This is a genomic window from Phyllobacterium ifriqiyense (assembly GCF_030817885.1).
Taxonomy (GTDB): Bacteria; Pseudomonadota; Alphaproteobacteria; order Rhizobiales; family Rhizobiaceae; genus Phyllobacterium; species Phyllobacterium ifriqiyense.
The window spans coordinates 731,062-752,069 of record NZ_JAUSZT010000003.1 but is presented as its reverse complement, the minus strand read 5'-3'; the positions used below and the strand labels follow the sequence as shown (position 1 = coordinate 752,069).

18 protein-coding genes and 1 riboswitch are annotated in these 21,008 nt (G+C 53.9%); of the genes, 15 read left to right on the top strand and 3 right to left on the bottom strand.

Annotated elements, in window-relative coordinates; all coding sequences use genetic code 11:
• Nucleotides 1-55: 55 nt before the first annotated feature.
• The 5 genes from pstC to phoB are packed head-to-tail and all read left to right on the top strand — an operon-like array spanning nt 56 to nt 5,446.
• On the top strand, nt 56-1,429 hold the full coding sequence (gene pstC / locus QFZ34_RS11195; protein WP_115054151.1) for a phosphate ABC transporter permease subunit PstC: 1,374 nt from the start codon (nt 56-58) through the stop codon (nt 1,427-1,429).
• Nucleotides 1,422-3,161, top strand: a complete 1,740-nt coding sequence (gene pstA, locus QFZ34_RS11190) for a phosphate ABC transporter permease PstA (protein WP_307280825.1) — start codon at nt 1,422-1,424, stop codon at nt 3,159-3,161. Before pstC ends, pstA begins: the two co-directional genes overlap by 8 nt.
• Before the next feature lie 14 nt (nt 3,162-3,175).
• Entirely contained in the window at nt 3,176-3,991 is an 816-nt protein-coding gene (gene pstB / locus QFZ34_RS11185; protein ID WP_307280822.1) for a phosphate ABC transporter ATP-binding protein PstB, read from the top strand.
• Nucleotides 3,992-4,014: 23 nt separating this feature from the next.
• Nucleotides 4,015-4,743 carry a phosphate signaling complex protein PhoU gene (phoU, locus tag QFZ34_RS11180; protein ID WP_115054154.1) on the top strand — a complete coding sequence of 243 codons (729 nt, stop codon included), beginning with the start codon at nt 4,015-4,017 and terminating at the stop codon, nt 4,741-4,743.
• A gap of 16 nt (nt 4,744-4,759) precedes the next feature.
• Complete coding sequence (gene phoB / locus QFZ34_RS11175) at nt 4,760-5,446, top strand: phosphate regulon transcriptional regulator PhoB (protein WP_008128223.1); 687 nt, start codon at nt 4,760-4,762, stop codon at nt 5,444-5,446.
• Between the two features lie 162 nt (nt 5,447-5,608).
• Here the strand turns inward: phoB and QFZ34_RS11170 are convergent, their stop codons facing one another.
• The gene (locus tag QFZ34_RS11170; RefSeq protein ID WP_307286250.1) at nt 5,609-7,462 is read right to left on the bottom strand and encodes an ABC transporter ATP-binding protein/permease; all 1,854 of its coding nucleotides are present in this window, start codon (nt 7,460-7,462) and stop codon (nt 5,609-5,611) included.
• A 166-nt stretch (nt 7,463-7,628) separates the two neighbouring features.
• Complete coding sequence (locus QFZ34_RS11165) at nt 7,629-9,422, bottom strand: chloride channel protein (protein ID WP_307280808.1); 1,794 nt, start codon at nt 9,420-9,422, stop codon at nt 7,629-7,631.
• A gap of 271 nt (nt 9,423-9,693) precedes the next feature.
• Between QFZ34_RS11165 and QFZ34_RS11160 the strand changes: the two genes are divergently transcribed.
• From QFZ34_RS11160 to QFZ34_RS11120, 9 genes are all read left to right on the top strand, one after another.
• The gene (locus QFZ34_RS11160) at nt 9,694-9,927 is read left to right on the top strand and encodes a hypothetical protein (RefSeq protein ID WP_115054158.1); all 234 of its coding nucleotides are present in this window, start codon (nt 9,694-9,696) and stop codon (nt 9,925-9,927) included.
• A 212-nt stretch (nt 9,928-10,139) separates the two neighbouring features.
• Nucleotides 10,140-11,138, top strand: a complete 999-nt coding sequence (locus QFZ34_RS11155) for a BMP family protein (protein ID WP_115054159.1) — start codon at nt 10,140-10,142, stop codon at nt 11,136-11,138.
• A gap of 257 nt (nt 11,139-11,395) precedes the next feature.
• Nucleotides 11,396-12,958 carry an ABC transporter ATP-binding protein gene (locus tag QFZ34_RS11150; protein WP_307280801.1) on the top strand — a complete coding sequence of 521 codons (1,563 nt, stop codon included), beginning with the start codon at nt 11,396-11,398 and terminating at the stop codon, nt 12,956-12,958.
• Nucleotides 12,958-14,043: an ABC transporter permease gene (locus QFZ34_RS11145; protein WP_115054161.1), complete on the top strand. Its 1,086-nt coding sequence runs from the start codon at nt 12,958-12,960 to the stop codon at nt 14,041-14,043. The genes QFZ34_RS11150 and QFZ34_RS11145 overlap by 1 nt, the downstream gene beginning before the upstream one ends.
• 1 nt (nt 14,044) lies before the next feature.
• Nucleotides 14,045-14,986: an ABC transporter permease gene (locus tag QFZ34_RS11140; RefSeq protein ID WP_115054162.1), complete on the top strand. Its 942-nt coding sequence runs from the start codon at nt 14,045-14,047 to the stop codon at nt 14,984-14,986.
• Between the two features lie 7 nt (nt 14,987-14,993).
• Nucleotides 14,994-16,286, top strand: a complete 1,293-nt coding sequence (locus QFZ34_RS11135) for an amidohydrolase family protein (protein ID WP_115054268.1) — start codon at nt 14,994-14,996, stop codon at nt 16,284-16,286.
• A gap of 111 nt (nt 16,287-16,397) precedes the next feature.
• The gene (locus tag QFZ34_RS11130; RefSeq protein WP_115054163.1) at nt 16,398-17,345 is read left to right on the top strand and encodes an ABC transporter substrate-binding protein; all 948 of its coding nucleotides are present in this window, start codon (nt 16,398-16,400) and stop codon (nt 17,343-17,345) included.
• Between the two features lie 57 nt (nt 17,346-17,402).
• Nucleotides 17,403-18,179: an ABC transporter permease gene (locus QFZ34_RS11125; protein WP_307280797.1), complete on the top strand. Its 777-nt coding sequence runs from the start codon at nt 17,403-17,405 to the stop codon at nt 18,177-18,179.
• Nucleotides 18,176-18,961 carry an ABC transporter ATP-binding protein gene (locus QFZ34_RS11120; protein WP_307280793.1) on the top strand — a complete coding sequence of 262 codons (786 nt, stop codon included), beginning with the start codon at nt 18,176-18,178 and terminating at the stop codon, nt 18,959-18,961. The genes QFZ34_RS11125 and QFZ34_RS11120 overlap by 4 nt, the downstream gene beginning before the upstream one ends.
• Nucleotides 18,962-18,966: 5 nt before the next feature.
• Here QFZ34_RS11120 and QFZ34_RS11115 read toward each other — a convergent pair whose 3' ends face one another.
• The gene (locus QFZ34_RS11115; RefSeq protein WP_115054166.1) at nt 18,967-19,224 is read right to left on the bottom strand and encodes a GlsB/YeaQ/YmgE family stress response membrane protein; all 258 of its coding nucleotides are present in this window, start codon (nt 19,222-19,224) and stop codon (nt 18,967-18,969) included.
• A 348-nt stretch (nt 19,225-19,572) separates the two neighbouring features.
• Between QFZ34_RS11115 and QFZ34_RS11110 the strand changes: the two genes are divergently transcribed.
• Nucleotides 19,573-20,613, top strand: a complete 1,041-nt coding sequence (locus QFZ34_RS11110; RefSeq protein ID WP_115054167.1) for a glutamine synthetase beta-grasp domain-containing protein — start codon at nt 19,573-19,575, stop codon at nt 20,611-20,613.
• A gap of 136 nt (nt 20,614-20,749) precedes the next feature.
• Nucleotides 20,750-20,972, top strand: a riboswitch (cobalamin riboswitch).
• Nucleotides 20,973-21,008: the final 36 nt, after the last annotated feature.

Sequence of the window (21,008 nt, the reverse complement as noted above, 5' to 3'; positions counted from 1 at the left end):
CCGGCTGCCATTCAAATACATTGAAGCCAAGCCTTGGACCTGGATCGGTAGGCCTATGACCGCAACATATTTCCTGATACTCGCGCTATTGACAGTCTCGCTGTTTCTGGTGGGTCGCCAAAGGGCGTCATCCCTTGCCGGAGCGGAGCCTTCGTCTCTCCATTCGCTTCCGTCCTATCACGGCATGTTTCTTGCGGCTTTGATCGCGCTGTCCATGCTTCTGGTCTATGTTCTGGGAGCGCCGCTTGCCAATCGATATGTCGAGGCGCAGGCACTTGCGGGTATTGACCCGGCCACTATTGCTGATGGTCTTGGCCGCAGCGCGGTGTTTCGCGACATTCATTCAATTCTTGCCGGTACTTATGCAGGCACTGCCTCGCCCGAACTGGCCAATGCCGCATCGGCCTATTCAAGCGCTGTCAGCCTTACTGGCTGGTTATTGCTGATTGGCGGCGTTGCCCTTGCATTGGCCGCCGCAATGATGGGTTTTCGTCTGATCGGGCCGCAGTTTCGCGCGCGAAACAGCGTCGAGCGACTGATCAAATATGTCTTGCTGGCCTGTTCGGCCATTGCTGTCCTGACGACAATCGGCATTGTTTTTTCCGTGGTTTTCGAAACCATCCAGTTCTTCACCAAAGTATCGCCGATCGACTTTTTGTTTGGTCTGCAATGGTCGCCGCAAACGGCGATCCGGGCTGATCAGGTCGGTTCATCCGGCGCATTTGGCATCGTGCCGCTGGTGGTCGGCACATTGCTGATCACTGTGATCGCTATTGCAGTTGCTGGTCCGCTCGGCCTGTTTGCAGCGATCTACATGGCTGAATATGCCAGCCCGCGCACGCGTGCAATTGTGAAGCCTATTCTCGAAATTCTGGCCGGTGTGCCTACTGTTGTGCTCGGCTTCTTCGCTGCCTTGACAGTCGCGCCATTCATCCGCGGATGGGGCGAAACCTTTGGTCTCTCGGTCTCGTCGGAATCGGCACTCGCTGCCGGACTTGTCATGGGCATGATGATTATCCCCTTCGTGTCGTCGCTCTCGGATGATGTGATCAATGCGGTGCCTCAAAGCCTGCGCGATGGTTCCTATGCGATGGGCGCAACAAAGTCCGAAACCATCAAGAAGGTTATCCTTCCTGCGGCTTTGCCGGGCATCGTGTCGGCATTCATGCTGGCAATTTCCCGTGCAGTCGGCGAAACGATGATCGTGGTCATGGCAGCCGGACTTGCTGCCAACCTCACATTCAATCCGCTCGAAGCGGTCACGACCTTTACCGTGCAGATCAAGACCATTCTGGTTGGAGACCAGGAATTCGACAGTGCCAAAACGCTCTCGGCTTTCGCTCTCGGCTTCGTGCTTTTCTTCTTCACGCTTGTCCTCAACTTCATCGCGCTCCAGATCGTCAAGAGATATCGGGAACAATATGACTGACATCACCATATCCAACGGCATTCCCGTTACCGACTACCCACGCGATGCATTGGTCAAGAAGCGCTACCGCGCAGAGCGGCGCTTCAAGTTCTACGGGATCGCGGCAATTATTCTGACGGCACTGTTTCTGTCGGTTGTTCTGCTCGATGTTCTGTTCAAGGGCTTGCCCGCGTTTTCAGAATATCGGGTGGATCTGAAGGTTACCGCAGATCAGGCGGCACTGGATCCACAGAACACCCGCGACCCTGTGACGCTTCTTGCTGGTAATTACGACAAGATCATTCGTGACGCATTGGCCGCTCAGTTTCCTGATGTTTCAACCCGTGCGGAACGTCGCGCGTTGAATGGCCTGCTCAGTTCAGGTGCATCCGACGATTTCCGCCGCATGATTTCGGGTAATCCTTCGCTGATCGGTCAGGAAGTGACCGTCCCTGTTCTGCTTTCAGATGATGCAGATCAGTTCCTGAAGGGTTATCAGACATCGGAAATCGTGCTGGAAGGTACGGGAACGCTTTCCCAGACCCTTAACGGCGAGACCTATTCGCTGCGTTCATCGGGTGATGATTTCGCCAAGGCTTTTCAGGAAATGCAGGGTTTTCTGTTTGAGCGTCTGGAAAAGTTGACGACAGAATCCGCACGTCTTGAAAAGCTGATCCCTGGCCTTGATGCAAATGCAGCAAGCTCGTTGCAAAGCCAGATCGATGCGATCAAAGCAGAGGCGCAGACGCTGAATGCCCGCATCACCGACGCTAATGTCGCTATTGAGTTGGATGAGAAGCTGCCAAGCCTGCTTGTCAACGTTAATGGCGGGACGATCAAGGCGAGCCAGATCAGCCCCTCGGGCATTGATGGCGTCAAGCTGATAACACCTGCAAGCGCCGAAGCTGCTGCTCCCGGCAGCTGGTCCATGCTGACGCTTGTCACGCCGGAATCAAACCGCCGCGTGCAGGATCAGGCTGCGATCTGGCTCACAAAGATGAAGTCCGAGGGCTTGGTGGAACGTGCTTTTGCGACCCGCTTCTTCACCTCGGGTGACTCGCGTGAGCCTGAACTTGCAGGTATTCGCGGTGCGTTGACCGGAACGCTCTGGACGCTCGCCGTAACATTGCTGCTCTGCTTGCCACTAGGGGTCGGCGCTGCCATATATCTTGAAGAGTTTGCGCCGAAAAACCGCGTGACCGAGATCATTGAAATCAACATCAACAATCTTGCAGCCGTTCCATCAATTGTCTTCGGCTTGCTCGGACTGGCGATGTTCCTGAATTTCTTTGACCTTCCACGTTCCGCCCCTTTGGTTGGCGGGCTGGTGCTGGCACTGTTGGTAATGCCGACAATCATCATTGCATCGCGCGCTGCACTTCGCTCCGTACCTCCTTCAATCAAGGAAGCGGCGCTGGGCGTCGGTGCATCGCATCAGCAGGCCATCTTCCACCATGTGCTGCCTCTGGCCATGCCCGGCATCATGACCGGCACGATTATCGGCATGGCGCATGCTCTGGGCGAAACGGCTCCGCTGCTGATGATCGGCATGGTCGCGTTCATCGTCGATATTCCTGGTGGGATAACCGACGCTTCGACGGTGCTGCCGGTGCAGATTTATCTGTGGTCCGACCTTCCTGAAGTCGCCTTCCAGGCAAAGACCGCCGCAGCCATTCTGGTGTTGCTGGTGTTCCTATTCGTGATGAATGCTGCGGCGATCATGCTGCGCCGACGTTTTGAACGTCGCTGGTAATGAGGTACAAGGACATGAACATGTTATCCGAAGTTGATGTGGAAAAGAAATTGCATAACTCCTCGAACCAGCCTGCGATAAAGATGAAGGGCGAAAACGTCTCCGTATTTTACGGAGCCAAACAAGCGCTCTTTGAAGTCAGTCTCGATATCAGGGAAAAGGAAGTCACCGCGCTTATCGGACCATCGGGTTGCGGCAAGTCGACTTTCCTGCGTTGCCTGAACCGCATGAATGATACGATTTCGATCTGCAGGGTCACGGGCAATATCACGCTTGATGAGCGCGATATCTATGATCCCAAGATCGACGTGGTTCAGTTGCGCGCCCGTATCGGCATGGTATTCCAGAAGCCAAATCCATTTCCGAAGTCGATCTTCGAAAATGTTGCCTATGGCCCGCGCATTCATGGTCTTGTCAAAAGCAAGAGTCATCTCGACGAAATCGTGGAAAAAAGCCTGCAGCGTGCAGGCCTGTTTGCGGAAGTGAAAGACCGTCTGCATGAATCTGGCACCGGTCTTTCCGGCGGACAGCAGCAGCGTCTTTGCATCGCGCGCGCCATTGCGGTCAGCCCGGAAGTGATTTTGATGGACGAGCCTTGCTCGGCGCTTGATCCTATCGCGACGGCAAAGGTTGAAGAACTGATCGACGAATTGCGCCAGAACTACACGATCGTCATCGTCACACACTCAATGCAGCAGGCGGCACGCGTGTCGCAACGCACGGCAATGTTCCATCTTGGAAATATTGTTGAAGTCGGTGACACTGAAATGATGTTTACCAGCCCTACCGAAAAGCGCACGCAGGACTACATTACCGGACGTTTCGGTTGATCTCACGGGAAGAGGGTTAGACAATGACTGACACAGCACAACACACCGTCCGCTCTTATGACGATGAACTGAAGTTTCTGACGCACAAGATTGCAGAGATGGGCGGACATGCGGAGCGCATGGTCGAACAGGCTGTGTCGGCCATGGTCAATTCGGACAATGCGCTTGCCCAGCGCGTGATCTCTGATGACCTTATCCTCGACGCCGGTCAGCGCGAGATTGACGAAAAGGCGATCACCATCATCGGCAAGCGCCAGCCAATGGCGATCGACTTGCGCGAAGTAATCGGCACGATCCGCATTTCATCCGATCTTGAGCGTATCGGCGATCTTGGCAAGAACATTGCCAAGCGTGTCGTAGCTGTCAACGATACGCGCCAGACGCTCTCTGTCTATCGCGGCCTGCAGACCATCGCAGAACTGGCATTGACACAACTTAAGGATGTTCTCGACGCTTATGCGACACGCTCGGTGGCACAGGTCAATATCGTCCGTGAACGCGATGATGAGATTGATGCGCTTTACACGTCGCTGTTCCGCGAACTCCTGACCTATATGATGGAAGATCCGCGCAATATATCCGCTTGCACGCATCTTTTGTTCTGCGCCAAGAATATTGAGCGCATCGGTGACCATGCCACCAATATCGCCGAGACGGTCTATTACATTGTAACGGGAACACAGCTTCCGGCGGAACGCCCGAAGGAAGATCAGTCGCATACCGTTATTCTTGACGAGCCAGTAACGCCATAATTGCCGGAAGCAGACCATGCCTATAGCTCCCAGAATCACAGTCGTTGAAGACGAAGATGCCCTCAGTGTTCTCCTGCGTTATAATCTGGAGGCAGAAGGCTATATTGTCGAAACCATCAGCCGTGGTGACGAAGCCGAAATCGCCTTGCGCGAAAAGGTGCCGGATCTGCTGATCCTCGATTGGATGCTTCCAGGCCTTTCCGGTATTGAACTTTGCCGCCGCCTGCGTGCTCGGCGCGAGACAGAAATCCTGCCGATCATCATGTTGACCGCGCGCGGTGAAGAAAGCGAGCGTGTTCGCGGTCTTTCAACCGGTGCGGATGATTACATGGTCAAGCCGTTCTCGACACCGGAATTGCTGGCACGCATCAAGTCCATGCTACGCCGGGTCAATCCAAGTCTCTTGTCGCATGTGTTGAGCTTTGGAGATCTGAAACTTGACCGCGAACAGCACAGGGTTTTCCGCAAAGAGCGTGAACTCAAGCTCGGACCGACAGAATTCCGCCTGCTGGAATTCCTGATGCAGTCTCCAGGCCGGGTGTTCTCGCGCGGACAGCTCCTGGACAATGTATGGGGCGCGGATATTTACGTCGATGACCGCACGGTTGACGTGCATGTTGGCCGTTTGCGCAAGGCAATCAATATTGGCAGATCGCTTGATCCGATCCGGACCGTGCGCGGTGCAGGCTATTCCTTCGGATAGGATTAAAGCGCGTTTTTCTTTATCGAATTTCTGTCTCGGCCGGGAACAGAATCGGCGTTATATGAGCCAATTTGCGCTAGAGATGGCTTGCGCAAATGACCGGTAGTCTCATTTAAACAGAACTGCTTCTACCGGACAAAAAGCGCGGTGTTCCGAAAAGGGCTATTCGGCGGCAATCAGCGGGAAGTTTGTTGTTGGTAGCGGATCTGGCTCGACCAATGTCTCCAGAAGTGGCCGTTGGATAGCTGTGCCGCCATTGATCTCCAAAATATGCGTATAGAAGTTTTCGCCGGAAACCGAGCGTGGCGCTTCGATCTCATGCATCACGCTGATAACGGTGGTTCCGGCACAATGATCCTTGATGGCCTGATGGAAGGCGATCTTGGAGTCCGGGTCCAGCGCGCCGGTTGCTTCATCAAGAAACAAAACCGCAGGCTTGTGCAGCAATATGCGCGCAAGCACCAGTTTCTGCTTCTGGCCACCCGACAGGAGCTGGTCCCAAGACGTGCCATCGCGGCATTCTTCACCAAGGTTTTCAATAAAGTCGCCCATGCCGGCGCGGTGCAGGGCGGCCGCAACGGAGGAATCGCCAAAACGGCTTTCATCCATTGGGAGGCATACGAGCTGTTTCAGCGACACGCCGGGAAGTTTGACCTCCTGCGCCGCATACATTGTTGCCGCATCTTTCGGGTAAAAGATTTCACCACGGCCATAGCCCCAAAGCCCGTTCATTGCTTTGAGCAAACAGGTTTTTCCACTACCGGAATCACCCTTGATGTAAGCCCATTGGCCCTTGCGCAACCGCATATTTCCAAGTGTGAGAAAAGCTTTGGCCTCGCTGTCGCGATGCATCAATTCAAGTCCCCGCACCGAGACGCCAAAGGCTTCATGCTGTGTGGCAAATTTGAACTCGCTGACACCTGTGGACCGATAATATTCCGAGGGCTGGCTGACACGCTCGACCGCTTGGGCCAATTCGGTAACGCGCCGTGCATTTGCCTTCAAATTGGCAATTGCGGGCATGACATGGATAAACCAGGAGCATTCATTGATCATCGAACCAACAAGCTCGGAACCGGTAATATAGTTCTTGAAGCTGATGGTATTACCCATATAGGGCAGAAGACCGGGTATATAGGCGACAATACGGGCGGAAAAGAAATTGTAGATCGAGGTGAACGACATATAGCAGGCATCGAACACATTGAAACGCCCCCAATTATTGTCGACGCTTCTGTAGAGCTTGTCATTTAACGACTTTTGAACAGTCTCGCCATTGGCAGCGGCAACCTGAAAGCTGCGGCGCAACAATGTGGTCAGCTCACTTCTGTAACTGCCTTCGGATTGCTGCATGGCGAGGGTGAGTTTTTCAAGAGCGCGGCCAATACGCATAGCAATCCATGTGCTGACCGGCACGTAGAGCGCAATGGCCGTAAAGGCCAGCGTGGCACTGCCATAATCTCCAAGAAAATCAAGGCCGGGTATTGGCGTTGAAAGTTCAATGAGTTTCTGGCCCACGAAAAGAATGGACATTGTGACGCCCAGCACGCCCATGGCCAGGCCAATGGCGCCGCCGGTCATTCCCTTGATGGATTCCTGAATGCGCTGGTCGATATTGTCGGGAGTCTGCTCCGCCGAACTTCCCTGCTGCAAATGATAATGTGTGTGCTGTTCATCAAGCAGCGCCTCACCGAAGCGGCCATTGAGCCAGCCGCGCCATTTACGATGCAAGGTTGTCGAAAGGAGATGACGGACACCGATGAAGCCAATTTCCTTGACTGCAACAATTGCAACGAGAATACCGGCATTTGCGAGGATCACATTGAGCGGATTAACGACAAAAGGGTCGTGTATATCGACCAGCGAGTTGATCAACTCGCCCGACGCCATCGCCATCCAGACGCTGGCCTTGCTGGCTGCGGCGGTCAAAAGCGCAATGGCGATTGTCAGCGTCCAGGCTTCAACCCAGCGCTCGGAGGTCCAGTACGCCCTAAGCAGTCCCCAGAAGCTGCACATTGATGCCAATGCGGAGTTTCCGTTGACGGGAGATGATTTCCCAACTGACTTGGTGCCTGATTGCAAGAGATTGCCCCGGTTTGATTCCAATTACAGTAACACAATGTTACGCATTGCAACAAACCGTGGTTAAAATGGGGTTAAAATTTGCGAATATGATGAGCGATCAGATTTCGCCGGACACGTGTCGGCGTTGCCGGTCGAGCTCTTCACTGTATCGCCGCAGCGTGTGGCTTTCGCTCAAAAGCCCGACGACCTTCAGTTCCACAATGTCATTAACGACGGCCAAAGCTTCGGCTTCGGCATTGTCGAACAGGCGTACGGCCTGTCGCGCATTCATTTGCGGTTGTAGATACTCACCCTGATATTTGATCAATGGGCCAATAGGTTGCGCTTCATCGGTTGTCTCCGTGATGCCTGAATGCGCTTCCGCAACGATTATGATGCCGACATATTTATTCTCATCGCTGACAATGATGACACGCTGCGTTGAGCCGAGCGGAAACTCCTGACGGAATTCGCTGATCCTCATCTTGTCGGAAGCCGTGCGCACATCTGTACGCATCAGCTTGGCCACTGTCAGATTGCGAATCCAACCCACATCGTGGGCGCTACGGATGCTTTCACCCCGCAAGTGAAAGCGCCATGTGGCAAAGGAGTAGCCGAATGTATTCCGGACTGTAATGGATGCCGCAATGACAGCGGCAAGCACGAGAACCGTTATCGGAAAGTCCCCTGTGATTTCCAATGCGAGGAAGGTCATAGTCAAAGGGCCACCGATCACCGAGACTGCCAGAGCGCTCATGCCGACAACCGCATAGGTCACCGGCGTCAGGGTTGCGTGGGCAAAGACATAGGGTGCGGAAAAAGCAAAGAGCTTGCCAAGGAGTGCACCTAGGAAAAGTGAGCCGAAGAACAGGCCCCCGCGAAAACCCGAACCGATGGAAATGGCGGACGCAAGCGCTTTCAGCAAGATAATACCGATAATGCCGGCAATAGGCCCTGTGTAATCCAGATTGAGATGCAGCGCGCCATGACCTCCCGACAGCACCTGCGGGGAAATCAAGGCCAGTCCGCCGACAACCGCACCGCCAAGGACGGGTCGCATCCAGAATGGGATGAAGCTTTTGCGGGCGAGTTCTTCAACGAAAGCGACGCCCTTCATCAGCGCGATACCAGCACCGGCACAAAGCAAGCCGAGGAGAAGCGCCGGGACATAGTCGGCGGGAACAACGGTGCCGAACTCGCCAATGTCGATAACGAAATTATCACCGGCAAGTGCCCGCGCGACAAGATTGGATACAAGTGCGGCGGCAACAACGGGTGTCAGGCTTAAAATAGTATAGGAACCAATGATCAGCTCGAAGGCATAGAATGCGCCAGTCAATGGAGCGTTGAACGCGGCGGCGATAGCGCCGGCAGCGCCGCAACCAACGAGGATGCGCATATCCGAACGTCTCAAGCGCAAGGACAGACCAAACTTTGACGCCAAACCGGAGGCGAGCTGGGTATAACCTGCCTCCAGTCCCACGGAAGCGCCAAAGCCATTGGAAATCAGATTCTGGACGGTGACGATGATGCTGTCATTGAGTGAGAGACGGCCACCATGCAGGGCATTCGCCTCAATCGGATCGACAATCGGCTTTTTACGGTAGAGCGCCAGAAGGAAGAGCAGGACACCAAGAATAGCACCCCCCACAATTGGAGCGAAAAAGAGCGCCGTATGACTTGCGGACATTGATGATGACAGACGTTCACCGGGTTGCAGGTTGAAGATCACCAAGTGCAGATATTGGGCGATGCGGCTCATCGCGGTCACGACGAAACCTGAAACAATGCCGACGAGTACGGCAACCAGAACAAGACCTGCTTCATGACTTCGTGCAAAGGCACGCAAGCGGCTCGGTGCGAGAAAAATGGAGAAGACGCCGAGACGACGCAATGTAAACTTACGGAGCATGGAACAGTCTTTGAATTATTCGAACTGCGGGAAAATATGCCGTTTCGGGCGTCTTTTGGTTATAGCGACAAGCCCTGACCCTAAGCCGCTTGGCAGCAAAATTCAAATGATGCATGCGCATGCGTCCATTGATTGCTTTTGGAGTTTTCCACTTTATGGCAAGATTTTCCAGATCGCCCGAAGCAATTCTTACAACCGCCATAATGACGACATGCAAGCGACATTGAGCGCGGTCAGATTACCAGCACTGTCATCATTTGAGGAGAGAATCATGCTGGAAGCGATTGAACCAACACTGAACGAATTGCTGGCTGAACCGATCATCCGTCAAATGATGGCGAGTGATGGCGTGAAGTCGGATGAGGTTCGCACATTAATGGCGCGCGTCGGCAGGCTGAGCCAGGCACCGCAAAGACAGGAACGCGCATTTCACGTTCTGAAAATGCCACCCAATTGGCTTTATCGTCCGGGTGCGGCAGAGCGTTCAATGTGCTGCCCGAAATAGAGCTGCATGATATACCGGACCTTCCGGCATGAGATGGCGCCTGTCCTGCCCGACACGGCGCCAATTTCTTTTGGTGCTCTTGCGCAGTTGAGCTGTGCAGAATCTAGATAATCCTCTTGTCATTTTCCCTTTCACATTGCGAAAAACTGCCATTGCCTATTAAGTAGCGGTGATGGGGTTGTGATCAAAAAATAAACAATAAGGGGAATGATATGAAAACTGTTTTCCAATTAGGCCGCAGGGCTTTCATCGGGCTCGTCGCTGGCGCTGCCTTGACAATGGCCGCTTTTGGACCGGCGGCAGCTCAGGAAAAAATCAAAGTGGTTGGCATCTACACGGTTCCGATTGAGCAACAATGGGTTAGCCGGATTCATCTGGCGCTAAATGCCGCCAAGGAGCGTGGCGATATTGACTATTCCTACTCGGAAAATGTCTCCAATACGGATTATGAGCGCGTTATGCGCGAATATGCCGAACAGGGAGCAAATCTGATTGTTGGCGAGGCATTTGGCGTTGAAAAGCCCTCGCGCGCTGTTGCCGCCGAATATCCAGATATCAAATTCCTCATGGGTTCTTCGCTACCGCCGGTAGAGCCGAACTTTGCCACCTTTGATAATTTCATTCAGGAGCCTGCCTATCTGACCGGGCTCATTGCTGGCGCCAAGACCAAAAGCAATATAATCGGGCTTGTCGGTGGCTATGCAATTCCGGAAGTTAACCGGCTGATGAATGCCTTTATTCAAGGCGCCAAGGAAACCAATCCTGACGTCAAGTTCCTCGTGACCTTTATCAACTCCTGGTATGATCCGCCCAAGGCCAAGGAAGCGGCATTCGCGATGATCGATGCCGGTGCGGACATTATGTATGCCGAACGCTTCGGCGTGTCCGATGCTGCCAAGGAGCGCGGCGTTCTGGCCATTGGCAATGTGATCGATACATCTAAGGATTATCCCGGAACAGTTCTTGCCAGTGCGCTTTGGCATTTTGAGCCGACGGCCGACAAGGCGATCGCGGAGGTGAAGGCGGGCAGCTTCAAAGCGGCTGATTTCGGGATCTATTCATTCCTCGGTGCCGGCGGCGGCAGCATCGTCGTCGATGAAAAGCTTGCAACTCCGGAATCAATCACGATCGCAAAAGCCAAGGAAGCCGAGATCAAGGCGGGGACGCTGAAGATCGAGATCAATGACGCGGAACCCAAATCGACGAAATAGGGCAATCAAGGCAGACTATAACGCATTGAAGAGGGTGGATTAATTGCACAGTTTGCGCTGCGTGGTTCGCCCTTCGACAAGCTCAGGAAGCTCGCCACGAGGGAGGTGGGTTGATTGCGTGGATAATCGCGACTGTGCAAATCATTGCTTCTTGCCAAACGCCACCTTCCTCATGGTGAGCTTGTCGAACCACGCATGATGTGTATGCCAAGGATAATATAAGAAATGGACAAGATCGCTTTTGGTGGGGCAGAGACATGACACAGACAAAAGGACAGGCGGAGAATGGCTCTGTCGTCCTGGCTCTCGACAACATCACCAAGCGCTTCGGTTCTCTCGTTGCCAATGATGATTTGAGCCTTTCCCTCAAACGGGGTGAGATACTCGCGCTTCTCGGCGAAAATGGCGCCGGGAAGACGACATTGATGAACGTTCTTTTCGGGCATTATGTACCGGAAGAGGGGGCGATACGTGTCGCGGATGATTCAGGTGTTCTGCATGAATTGCCCAAAGGCTCGCCGAGTGCAGCTCTGGATGCTGGTGTCGGCATGGTGCATCAGCATTTCACATTGGCCGAAAATCTGACGGGTTTCGACAATATTGTGCTTGGCACGGAATCGCTATGGCAGGTCTGGCGCAGCCGTCGTGCCTTGCGCAAACGGATCGACGCAATCATGCATGAAAGCGGACTGACCGTCGATCTTGACGTGAAAACCGCGCAACTGAGTGTCGGTGAAAAACAACGTATCGAGATTCTTAAAGCGCTTTACCGCGATGTGCGGGTGTTGATTCTGGATGAACCGACCGCAGTATTGACGCCGCAGGAAGCGGACGGGCTTTTTATTATTCTACGCCGGCTTGCTGCAAGCGGATTGGGCGTTATTTTCATCTCACACAAGCTGGGTGAAGTATTGGCGGTTTCACACCGCATCGCGGTGTTGCGGGGCGGCAAGAAGGCCGGAGAATTGACTACGGCTTCTGCGGATAAACGTTCGATCGCTGATATGATGGTCGGGCGCGCTGTGCCGCCATTGCAGCGCAAGCCATCGCAGATTGGCGCGGCAGTGCTGGAATTTGATCAAGTGTCGTTGAAACGCGGATCGGTGCGTCAATCGCTCAACGAGGTTTCCTTTGTCATCAAGGCAGGGGAAATTGTCGGCGTGGCGGGTGTGTCAGGCAATGGCCAATCGGCAATTGCGGCTTTGGTTTCAGGCCTTGAGACAGTCGATAAAGGTTCGGTACGGCTCTATGGCAAGCCCATGAAAACTGGCGATCCGCGCGCTTTGGTTGCGGCGGGCGTTGCACGCATGCCGGAAGATCGCCAGCATGATGGTGTGGTCGGGTCCATGTCGGTGGCCGAAAATATTGCTATAGAAGATCTGCACGGCAAAGAGTTTCAGACCGCCGGATTCATCAAGCGCAAGGCCATGCGCAAAAGGGCGAGCGATGCCATCAAGGCCTATGACATACGCTGCCAGGGACCAGATGCACAGGCGCGGCTTCTTTCGGGCGGCAATATCCAAAAGCTCATTCTGGCGCGTGTATTGGAGCGTTCTCCCAAACTTATCCTCGCCAATCAACCAACGCGCGGCCTCGATATTGGCGCCCAATCGGAGGTCCATCAGCGTATTCTCGCTGCCCGGCATCGTGGTGCCGGCGTGCTTCTGATCTCGGAAGATCTGGATGAGTTGTTTGCACTTTCCGACCGGTTGCTCGTGGTGCATACGGGCGAAGTGATGGATGCAGGACCAGCAGAAGGACTGGACCGGGGATCAGTAGGAATGATGATGGCGGGACATACCCTACAGGTGGCATCGTGATGCGGATATCGTTGCAGCCTCGTAACGATGTTTCGCTCAATGCGCGCATCATCATTTCCGTTATAGCTGCGCTTGCCGCTTTTGCTTTGGTGGCTGTGCCGGTGAGTTTTGCGGGCGTATCGCCACTGACGGCCTATTGGCTCATGTTCAAGGGCTCGTTCGGCTCCATGTTTGCCTTTTCCGAGACGCTTACCCGGGCAACACCGCTCGTTTTGACCGGCCTCGCCGCTGCCATCGCATTCCGTGCCAAGCTCTGGAACATTGGTGCGGAGGGCCAGCTTTATGCCGGAGCTCTCGCGGCAGTTGGTGTGGGCAGCGGGCTTTTATCCTTGCCGGGACCTTTGCTGATACCCGCCATCATCCTTGCCGGTATCATTGCCGGTGGTCTGCTGATGATCGTTCCTGCGCTGCTGAAACTACGCTTTGGTGCCGATGAAGTCGTGGTGACATTGCTGCTCAATTTCATCGTCATACTCTTCGTTCAGATGCTGATAGAGGGGCCGATCAAGGACCCGCTTGCGTTGGGCTGGCCACAATCGGTTCCATTGGCCGATGCAGCTGCCTTTCCCAAGCTCTTTGCGCGCATGCGTGTCCATGGCGGGCTGATTATCGGCTTGGTCGCAGCGCTCATTTTGTGGATTACCGTTTCCAAAACTGTTCTCGGTTTTGAAATCAGGGCTGTGGGTGAAAACAAGCCAGCGGCGCGATTTGCCGGAGTGCCTGTAAATGCGACTGTGCTGAAAGTGGCCTTGATCTCCGGTGGACTTGCAGGTCTGGCAGGGGTGAGCGAGGTGGCCGGTGTCAAGGGCTATCTTTCCGCCGACCTATCGCCCGGTTTCGGTTACTCCGGCATTGTCGTTGCGATGCTTGCTGGTCTGCATCCCCTTGGCGTCGTCCTTGCGGCACTGTTTGTGGCGGCAGTCTTTGTCGGCGCGGATTCCATGAGCCGCGCGACGGGCGTTTCCAACTATCTTGCTGATCTCGTGGTCGCGCTGTCGCTGCTTTGCGTTCTCGTGGGCGGATTTTTCCTGCGCTACCGTTTGAAATTCGAACGTGGCATTTCGCCCCTGCAGGCAGGAGAGTAGAATGGAAATTCTCGAAATCCTGTTGACAGTAAATTTCTGGGCGGCAGCCATCCGCATCGCCACGCCATTGATTTTTGGCGTGCTCGGAGCATTGCTCTGTGAGCGTGCCGGCGTGCTCAATCTCGGCATTGAAGGCATTTTTACTGCTGGCGCGATGGCCGGGTGGATGGCGGTCTGGATGGGCTGCGGCCTATGGACCGGTGTGCTGGTCGCGGCGCTGGCAGGAGCAATCTTCGGATTGCTGCATGCAATTCTGACGGTGGTGCTGGGCCTGTCGCAGCATGTTTCCGGCATTGGCATAACGCTGCTGGCAACAAGCATGGGATATTTCACCTATCGCACGGCCCTGCCCAATGTGTCGACGCCACCGCGCATTGTCCCGTTTCAGCCGCTTGATATCCCGGTTCTTTCCGATATCCCGTTTATTGGTCCGGTACTGTTTCAACAGACAGCATTGACCCTATTGGCTTTCGTCCTGGTCGGCGTGGTCGCGTGGCTGCTTTACCGCACGCCGCTTGGCCTTGCATTGAGGGCTGTTGGCGACAATCCATCCTCAGTGGAAGCGCAGGGCCTTTCGGTGCGCGGCCTGCGTATAGGTGCGGTAATTGCCGGATCTTCGCTTATGGCTCTTGGCGGTGCATTCCTTACAATGTCAGCCTTTGATGCTTTCTTCTTCGGCATGGTCAACGGACGTGGCTGGATATGCATTGCGCTCGTCGTATTCGCGTCATGGCAACCCGGAAAAGCGCTGCTCGGAGCCTTGCTGTTTGGCGCATTTGATGCGTTTCAAATCAGACTGCAAACCGAAGTGGGAGCATTCGTTCCAGGACAGGTTTTCCTGATGATGCCCTATCTCCTTTCCATTCTGGCGCTGGTTCTGGTTGCCCGCAAGGCTGACTATCCGCGTTCATTGCTCGTGCCCTGGTTCAAGGGTCAAAGATAAAGGTTTCATCATGTTCGATCTGAAAGTAACCAATGCAACCCTGCCTGATGGTCGCTCAGGCATGGATATCGGCGTAATATCCGGGCGTATTGCAGCGGTTGAAGCCAATGTGACCGGCGAAGCGGGTGAGGTGATCAATGCGGCGGGTCTCCTGGTATCGCCGCCTTTCATCGACTGCCATTTTCACATGGATGCAACGCTGTCGCTGGGTCAGCCGCGTCTGAACGAGAGCGGCAGGCTGCTGGACGGAATTCAGATATGGGGTGAGTTGAAGCCGCTCCTGACGCATGAAGCCGTGATTGAGCGCGCAATGCGCTATTGCGATCTGGCGGTCACGCAAGGGCTGCTTGCTATCCGCACCCATGTCGATATTTGCGATGAGCGCCTGCTTGGCGTCGAAGCCTTGCTTGAGGTCAAAAAGCGCGTTGCGCCCTATATTGATCTGCAACTCGTGGCTTTCCCGCAAGACGGTTACTATCGTTATCCCGGTGCGGTCGATCTGCTTAAGCGCGCACTGGATTTGGGTGTCGACGTTGTCGGCGGCATTCCTCATTTCGAGCGCACCATGGCAGATGGCGCAGCAAGCGTTCGGGCCTTGTGCGAAATCGCTGCCGAGCGCGGGCTGATGATCGATCTGCATTGCGACGAGACTGACGACCCGCTGTCACGCCATATCGAAACTCTGGCCTATGAAACGCAAAGGCTCGGACTTGGCGGTCGCTCGACAGGCTCGCACCTGACATCCATGCATTCGATGGATAATTATTATGTCAGCAAGCTCTTGCCGCTGATTGCAGAAGCTGGTGTGGCCGCAATCGCCAATCCGCTGATCAATATTGGCATTCAGGGCCGCCATGACACCTATCCCAAGCGCCGCGGAATGACACGCGTTCCGGAACTTCTGGCTCATGGCGTTACTGTCGCCTTCGGCCATGATTGCGTGATGGATCCTTGGTATTCGCTGGGGCAGGGCGATATGCTGGACGTTGCCAGCATGGGACTGCATGTGGCGCAGATGACCAGCCGCGACGCCATGCGCCAGTGCTTTGCTGCGGTGACGACAGAGCCGGCCAAGATTTTGAATCTTGAAGGCTACGGGCTTGATGTCGGCTGCAAGGCCGACATGGTGCTGCTGCAAGCCGCCGATACGATAGAAGCCATACGCCTGAAGGCAACCCGCCTTGCTGTTATAAAGGGCGGCAAAGTGATCGCGAAAACACCGGCAAAGGTGAGCGCGCTTGATCTTGCAGGCAGGCCAGAAAATATTGATCCTGCAAGTTATGCGCCGCGGCTCGGGTGAGTTGGGTTCACATAAATTCTTCGAATATGTGTAGACAAAAGAAACCCGGCCTGCCTATCATATAGTCAGATATCTGCTTGCCAAAAAAATAAACAAAGGGGTTCTGTCACGATGAGTTTAAAAAAATACATCGCAATCGCGTCTGTTGCTTTTGCACTTTTTCCCACCGCTGCACTTGCAGAAACAGCAGTTTCCGTCGGCCTTTCCGGATGGACAGGTTTCGCGCCGCTGACGCTGGCAAAGCAGGCCGGAATTTTTAAGAAGAACGGTCTTGATGTGACGCTGACCAAAATTCCGCAAGCCAGCCGTCATCTGGCGCTTGCTTCCGGCGATGTTCAATGCGCGGCAACCACCGTGGAAACATGGATTTCGTGGAATGCCAATGGTGTCGCGACGAAGCAGATTTTCCAGATGGACAAATCCTTTGGCGCGGACGGAATGGTGGTACGCAGCGATGTCAACGCGATTGCTGACCTCAAGGGCAAATCCGTTGCGGCCTCTGCACCTGGCACCTCGCCTTATTTCGTGCTGGCATGGATGCTGAAGAAGAATGGTCTTTCGATCAAAGACGTGAAAGTGGTTAATATGGAACCTGGACCGGCGGCACAGGCTTTTGTCGCTGGGCAGAATGACGCGGCCATGACCTATGAGCCATATCTGTCCACTGTTCGCGCTGCGCCAGACAAGGGCAAGATCATCGCCACCACATTGGATTATCCGGCTGTGATGGATACTTTCGGCTGCACGAATGAGTTTCTGGAGAAGAATCCTGAAGCTGCAAAAGCGCTGGCCAAAAGCTATTTTGATGCATTGGCCCTGATTGCTTCAGACAAGGATAAATCCTTTGAGATCATGGGAGCAGATGTAAAGCAGTCCGGTGCAAAGTTCGCAGAATCTGCCCAATACCTGAAGTGGCAGGATCAGGCTGCAAACAAGATCTTCTTCGAAAAGGAATTCATGACCTTTTCTGAGGAAGCTGCAGAATTGCTGCTTGAAATTGGCATCATCAAAAAGAAGCCCGATCTTTCAACAATTGTAGATACCAGCTTCATACAATAATGAGGCTTGCGCGAAGAGCGGGCATTGTCCGCTCTTCGTTTTTGCCAAGGGGACTTTATGTTCAGACCTTTACAGCCCATCGGGGCGCAAGCGCGGATACTTCTGGGTATTCTGTTTTTCATTCTCTTTGTCGGTGGCTGGTCTTTTGCGACTTTCGGCGGCTTTGTATCCAGCACCTTTCTTGCAGACCCTCTGACCATGGTGAATGATGGCTGGATTTTGCTGTCGGAGCAGAACTTTCTCTATGATATCGGAATGACGATCTGGCGTGTTGTTGGCGGCTTCATCATCGCTGCCATTATCGCCGTGCCGCTTGGCATTGCGATGGGAGCTTACAAACCGATCGAAGCCCTCCTTGAGCCATTTGTATCCTTCGCGCGTTATCTTCCTGCATCGGCATTTATTCCACTTCTCATTTTGTGGGCGGGTATCGGCGAATTGCAAAAGCTGCTGGTGATTTTCATCGGTGCCGTTTTTCAAATCATTCTCATGGTTGCCGTTGCCGTTGCCAATACAAGGCGAGACCTGGTGGAAGCGGCCTATACACTCGGCGCCAATGACCGGGGTGTGGTCAAGCGCGTGCTTATTCCTGCCAATGCCCCGGACGTGGCTGAGACATTGCGGCTGGTTCTGGGCTGGGCGTGGACCTATGTCATCGTGGCTGAAATGATCGGCGCATCCTCCGGTATCGGGTATATGATCATCAACAGTCAGGCGCTGCTCGCTACTGGTCAGATTATTTTCGGCATTATTGTCATCGGCATTATCGGTTTGATTTCAGATTTCCTGTTCAAGTCGGTCAATCGCCGCCTTTTTGCATGGAGGCTCGCATGAGCACGCTCATCATTAAAGGCGTGAGCCGTGTCTTTCCGGGTGTTCGCGGCGGGCAGCCTGTGCAGGCGCTGCAACCGACGGATTTGACTGTTCCGCACAATGATTTCGTGTCCATCCTCGGACCATCCGGCTGCGGAAAATCCACGCTGTTACGTATTGTTGCGGGGCTTGACCGGCCGACCACGGGCACGGTCACGCTTGATGGCAAAGAGGTGAAAGGTCCAGGCGCAGATCGCGGTGTCGTGTTCCAGTCCTATACGCTGTTTCCATGGCTGACGATCGAACAGAATATCGGTTTCGGCCTGACAGAACGCGGCGTCGGCGCAAAGGAAAAAGCTGAAATTGTCGCCTCTTACATCGACAAGGTGGGACTTAAAGGATTTGAAAACCATTGGCCAAAGCAATTGTCCGGTGGCATGCAGCAGCGCACGGCAATTGCCCGCGCCTTGGCGAATGATCCGAAAATACTACTTCTGGATGAGCCTTTCGGAGCGCTGGATAACCAGACGCGAGGCTTGATGCAGGAACTGCTGCTCAGTATTTGGGAGCGGGAACAAAAGACAGTTATCTTTGTCACGCACGATATTGAAGAAGCGATTTTTCTGGCGTCACGCGTGGTTACGATGTCAGCACGGCCGGGCCGTATCAAGTCGATCACGCCGGTACCGCTGGGACATCCGCGCCATTACACGGTTAAAGCCGCACCCGAGTTTGCCCGGATACGGCTTCAATTGACCGAGGAAATTCGCAGCGAGGCTATACTCGCTGCCGTTTCTCATTAATCAAATCAGGCTGTTCGTTTGAACATGCGGGCAACAGCGATAAGAATACAGGCGCCGATAAAGCCTGCAATCAAATAGCCCAGCCAGCCTGTAAGGACGACGCCGACCATGGAAAGGATCGCGTTGGCGATTATCGCGCCCACGATCCCGAGTATGATGTTCATGATGACGCCCATGTTGCTCTTCATGAACATCTCTGCAAGCCAGCCCGCAACGCCACCAATGATGATTGCTGCGATCCACCCGATTCCGGCACTTTCCATAATACTCTCCATTTCGTTCATTCCAGATCGTTAATCCGGAAGTGAGTTATTGGTTCCAAGCTCGCGACAGAATTTGCGCCTTATCATGCCTAGAAATTCCGCACCTGCCTAAAAATGCATCAACGTGGCGATTGGTAAAAGCGGTTTTTCTGAGCCGTCAGCATAGCAATGGCAGCTTCAAACTGCAAAAAGCACCGCTAAAAATATCCGGCTAATATGTTTTTCAAATTTTTGCGATCCGGCTGAGCGAATTGGCACGCTGTTTGCATTGTCAATTCTATCTGCGAACTGCGCTCCACGATGCAGGCCTCGCAACCGGTCTGCACAATAAAATATGAGAGAAACGGAATGGCAAAATATAAACTCGAATATATCTGGCTCGACGGTTATGTCCCTTCGCCAAATCTTCGCGGTAAGACGCTGATCAAGGAATTCGACGTATTTCCGACGCTGGAACAATTGCCGCTTTGGGGCTTCGATGGAAGCTCGACAATGCAGGCAGAGGGCAAAAGCTCGGATTGCGTATTGAAGCCTGTTTCTCTTTATCCGGACAGTGAACGCAAGAATGGCGTTCTCGTCATGTGCGAAGTCATGATGCCCGATGGCAAGACACCGCATCCTTCCAACACCCGCGCAACTGTTCTTGATGATGACGGCGCATGGTTCGGCTTCGAACAGGAATATTTCTTCTACAAGAACGGCCGCCCGCTCGGCTTCCCTGAGACAGGTTTTCCTGCGCCGCAGGGCCCATATTATACAGGCGTTGGCTACAGCAATGTTGGCGATATCGCCCGCAAGATCGTCGAAGAGCATCTCGATATCTGCCTGAATGCCGGCATCAACCATGAAGGCATCAATGCTGAAGTGGCAAAAGGCCAGTGGGAATTCCAGATTTTCGGAAAAGGTTCCAAGAAGGCTGCCGATGAGGTCTGGATTGCACGCTATCTCCTGCAGCGCCTGACTGAAAAATACGGCATCGATATCGAATATCATTGCAAGCCGCTCGGCGATACTGATTGGAATGGTTCGGGCATGCATGCCAACTTCTCCACCACCTATATGCGTGAAGTCGGCGGCAAGGATTACTTCGAAAAGGTCATGGCGGCATTTGAGCAGAATTGCGCTGCCCATATCGCCGTATATGGACCGGACAATCATATGCGCCTTACCGGCAAGCATGAAACCCAGTCGATCCACCAGTTCAGCTACGGCATTGCTGATCGCGGTGCATCAATCCGCGTTCCGCACAGCTTTGTAAACAATGGCTATCGCGGTTATCTTGAAGATCGCCGTCCGAATTCGCAGGGCGACCCCTACCAGATCGCGTCGCAAATCCTGCGGACAATTTCTGAAGTGCCGGAAGATGCGGAAGAAGTTCTCGCCGCTTGATCTTGTTTGAATAGTTTGGAATGGCGCGGGCACCAGCCTGCGCCATTTTCTATTGGTGATGCGCCGCATTCAGCCGTTTACCGGTTTCCCCCCGATAAATTTACGCCTGCCTGTTGACCTCAATAGGTGGGCTGGGTTCTTATAAGAGTGTTCCGGTTCTCCCGTGCTGCAAAGCCGGGAGCTAAGAGGGAAGCCGGTGAAGTGATATTCACCAATGCCGGCGCTGCCCCCGCAACTGTAAACAGCGAGTTGCTGTCGCTTGAATTCGTTCAGGCAAAAGGTCACTGGGATTTCCCGGGAAGGCCAGACAGTAATACTGACCTGTGAGCCAGGAGACCTGCCGAAACATGATGAACGTCCACGGGCGGGGTGTCCCGGTGTGTCGCTTGTAATGG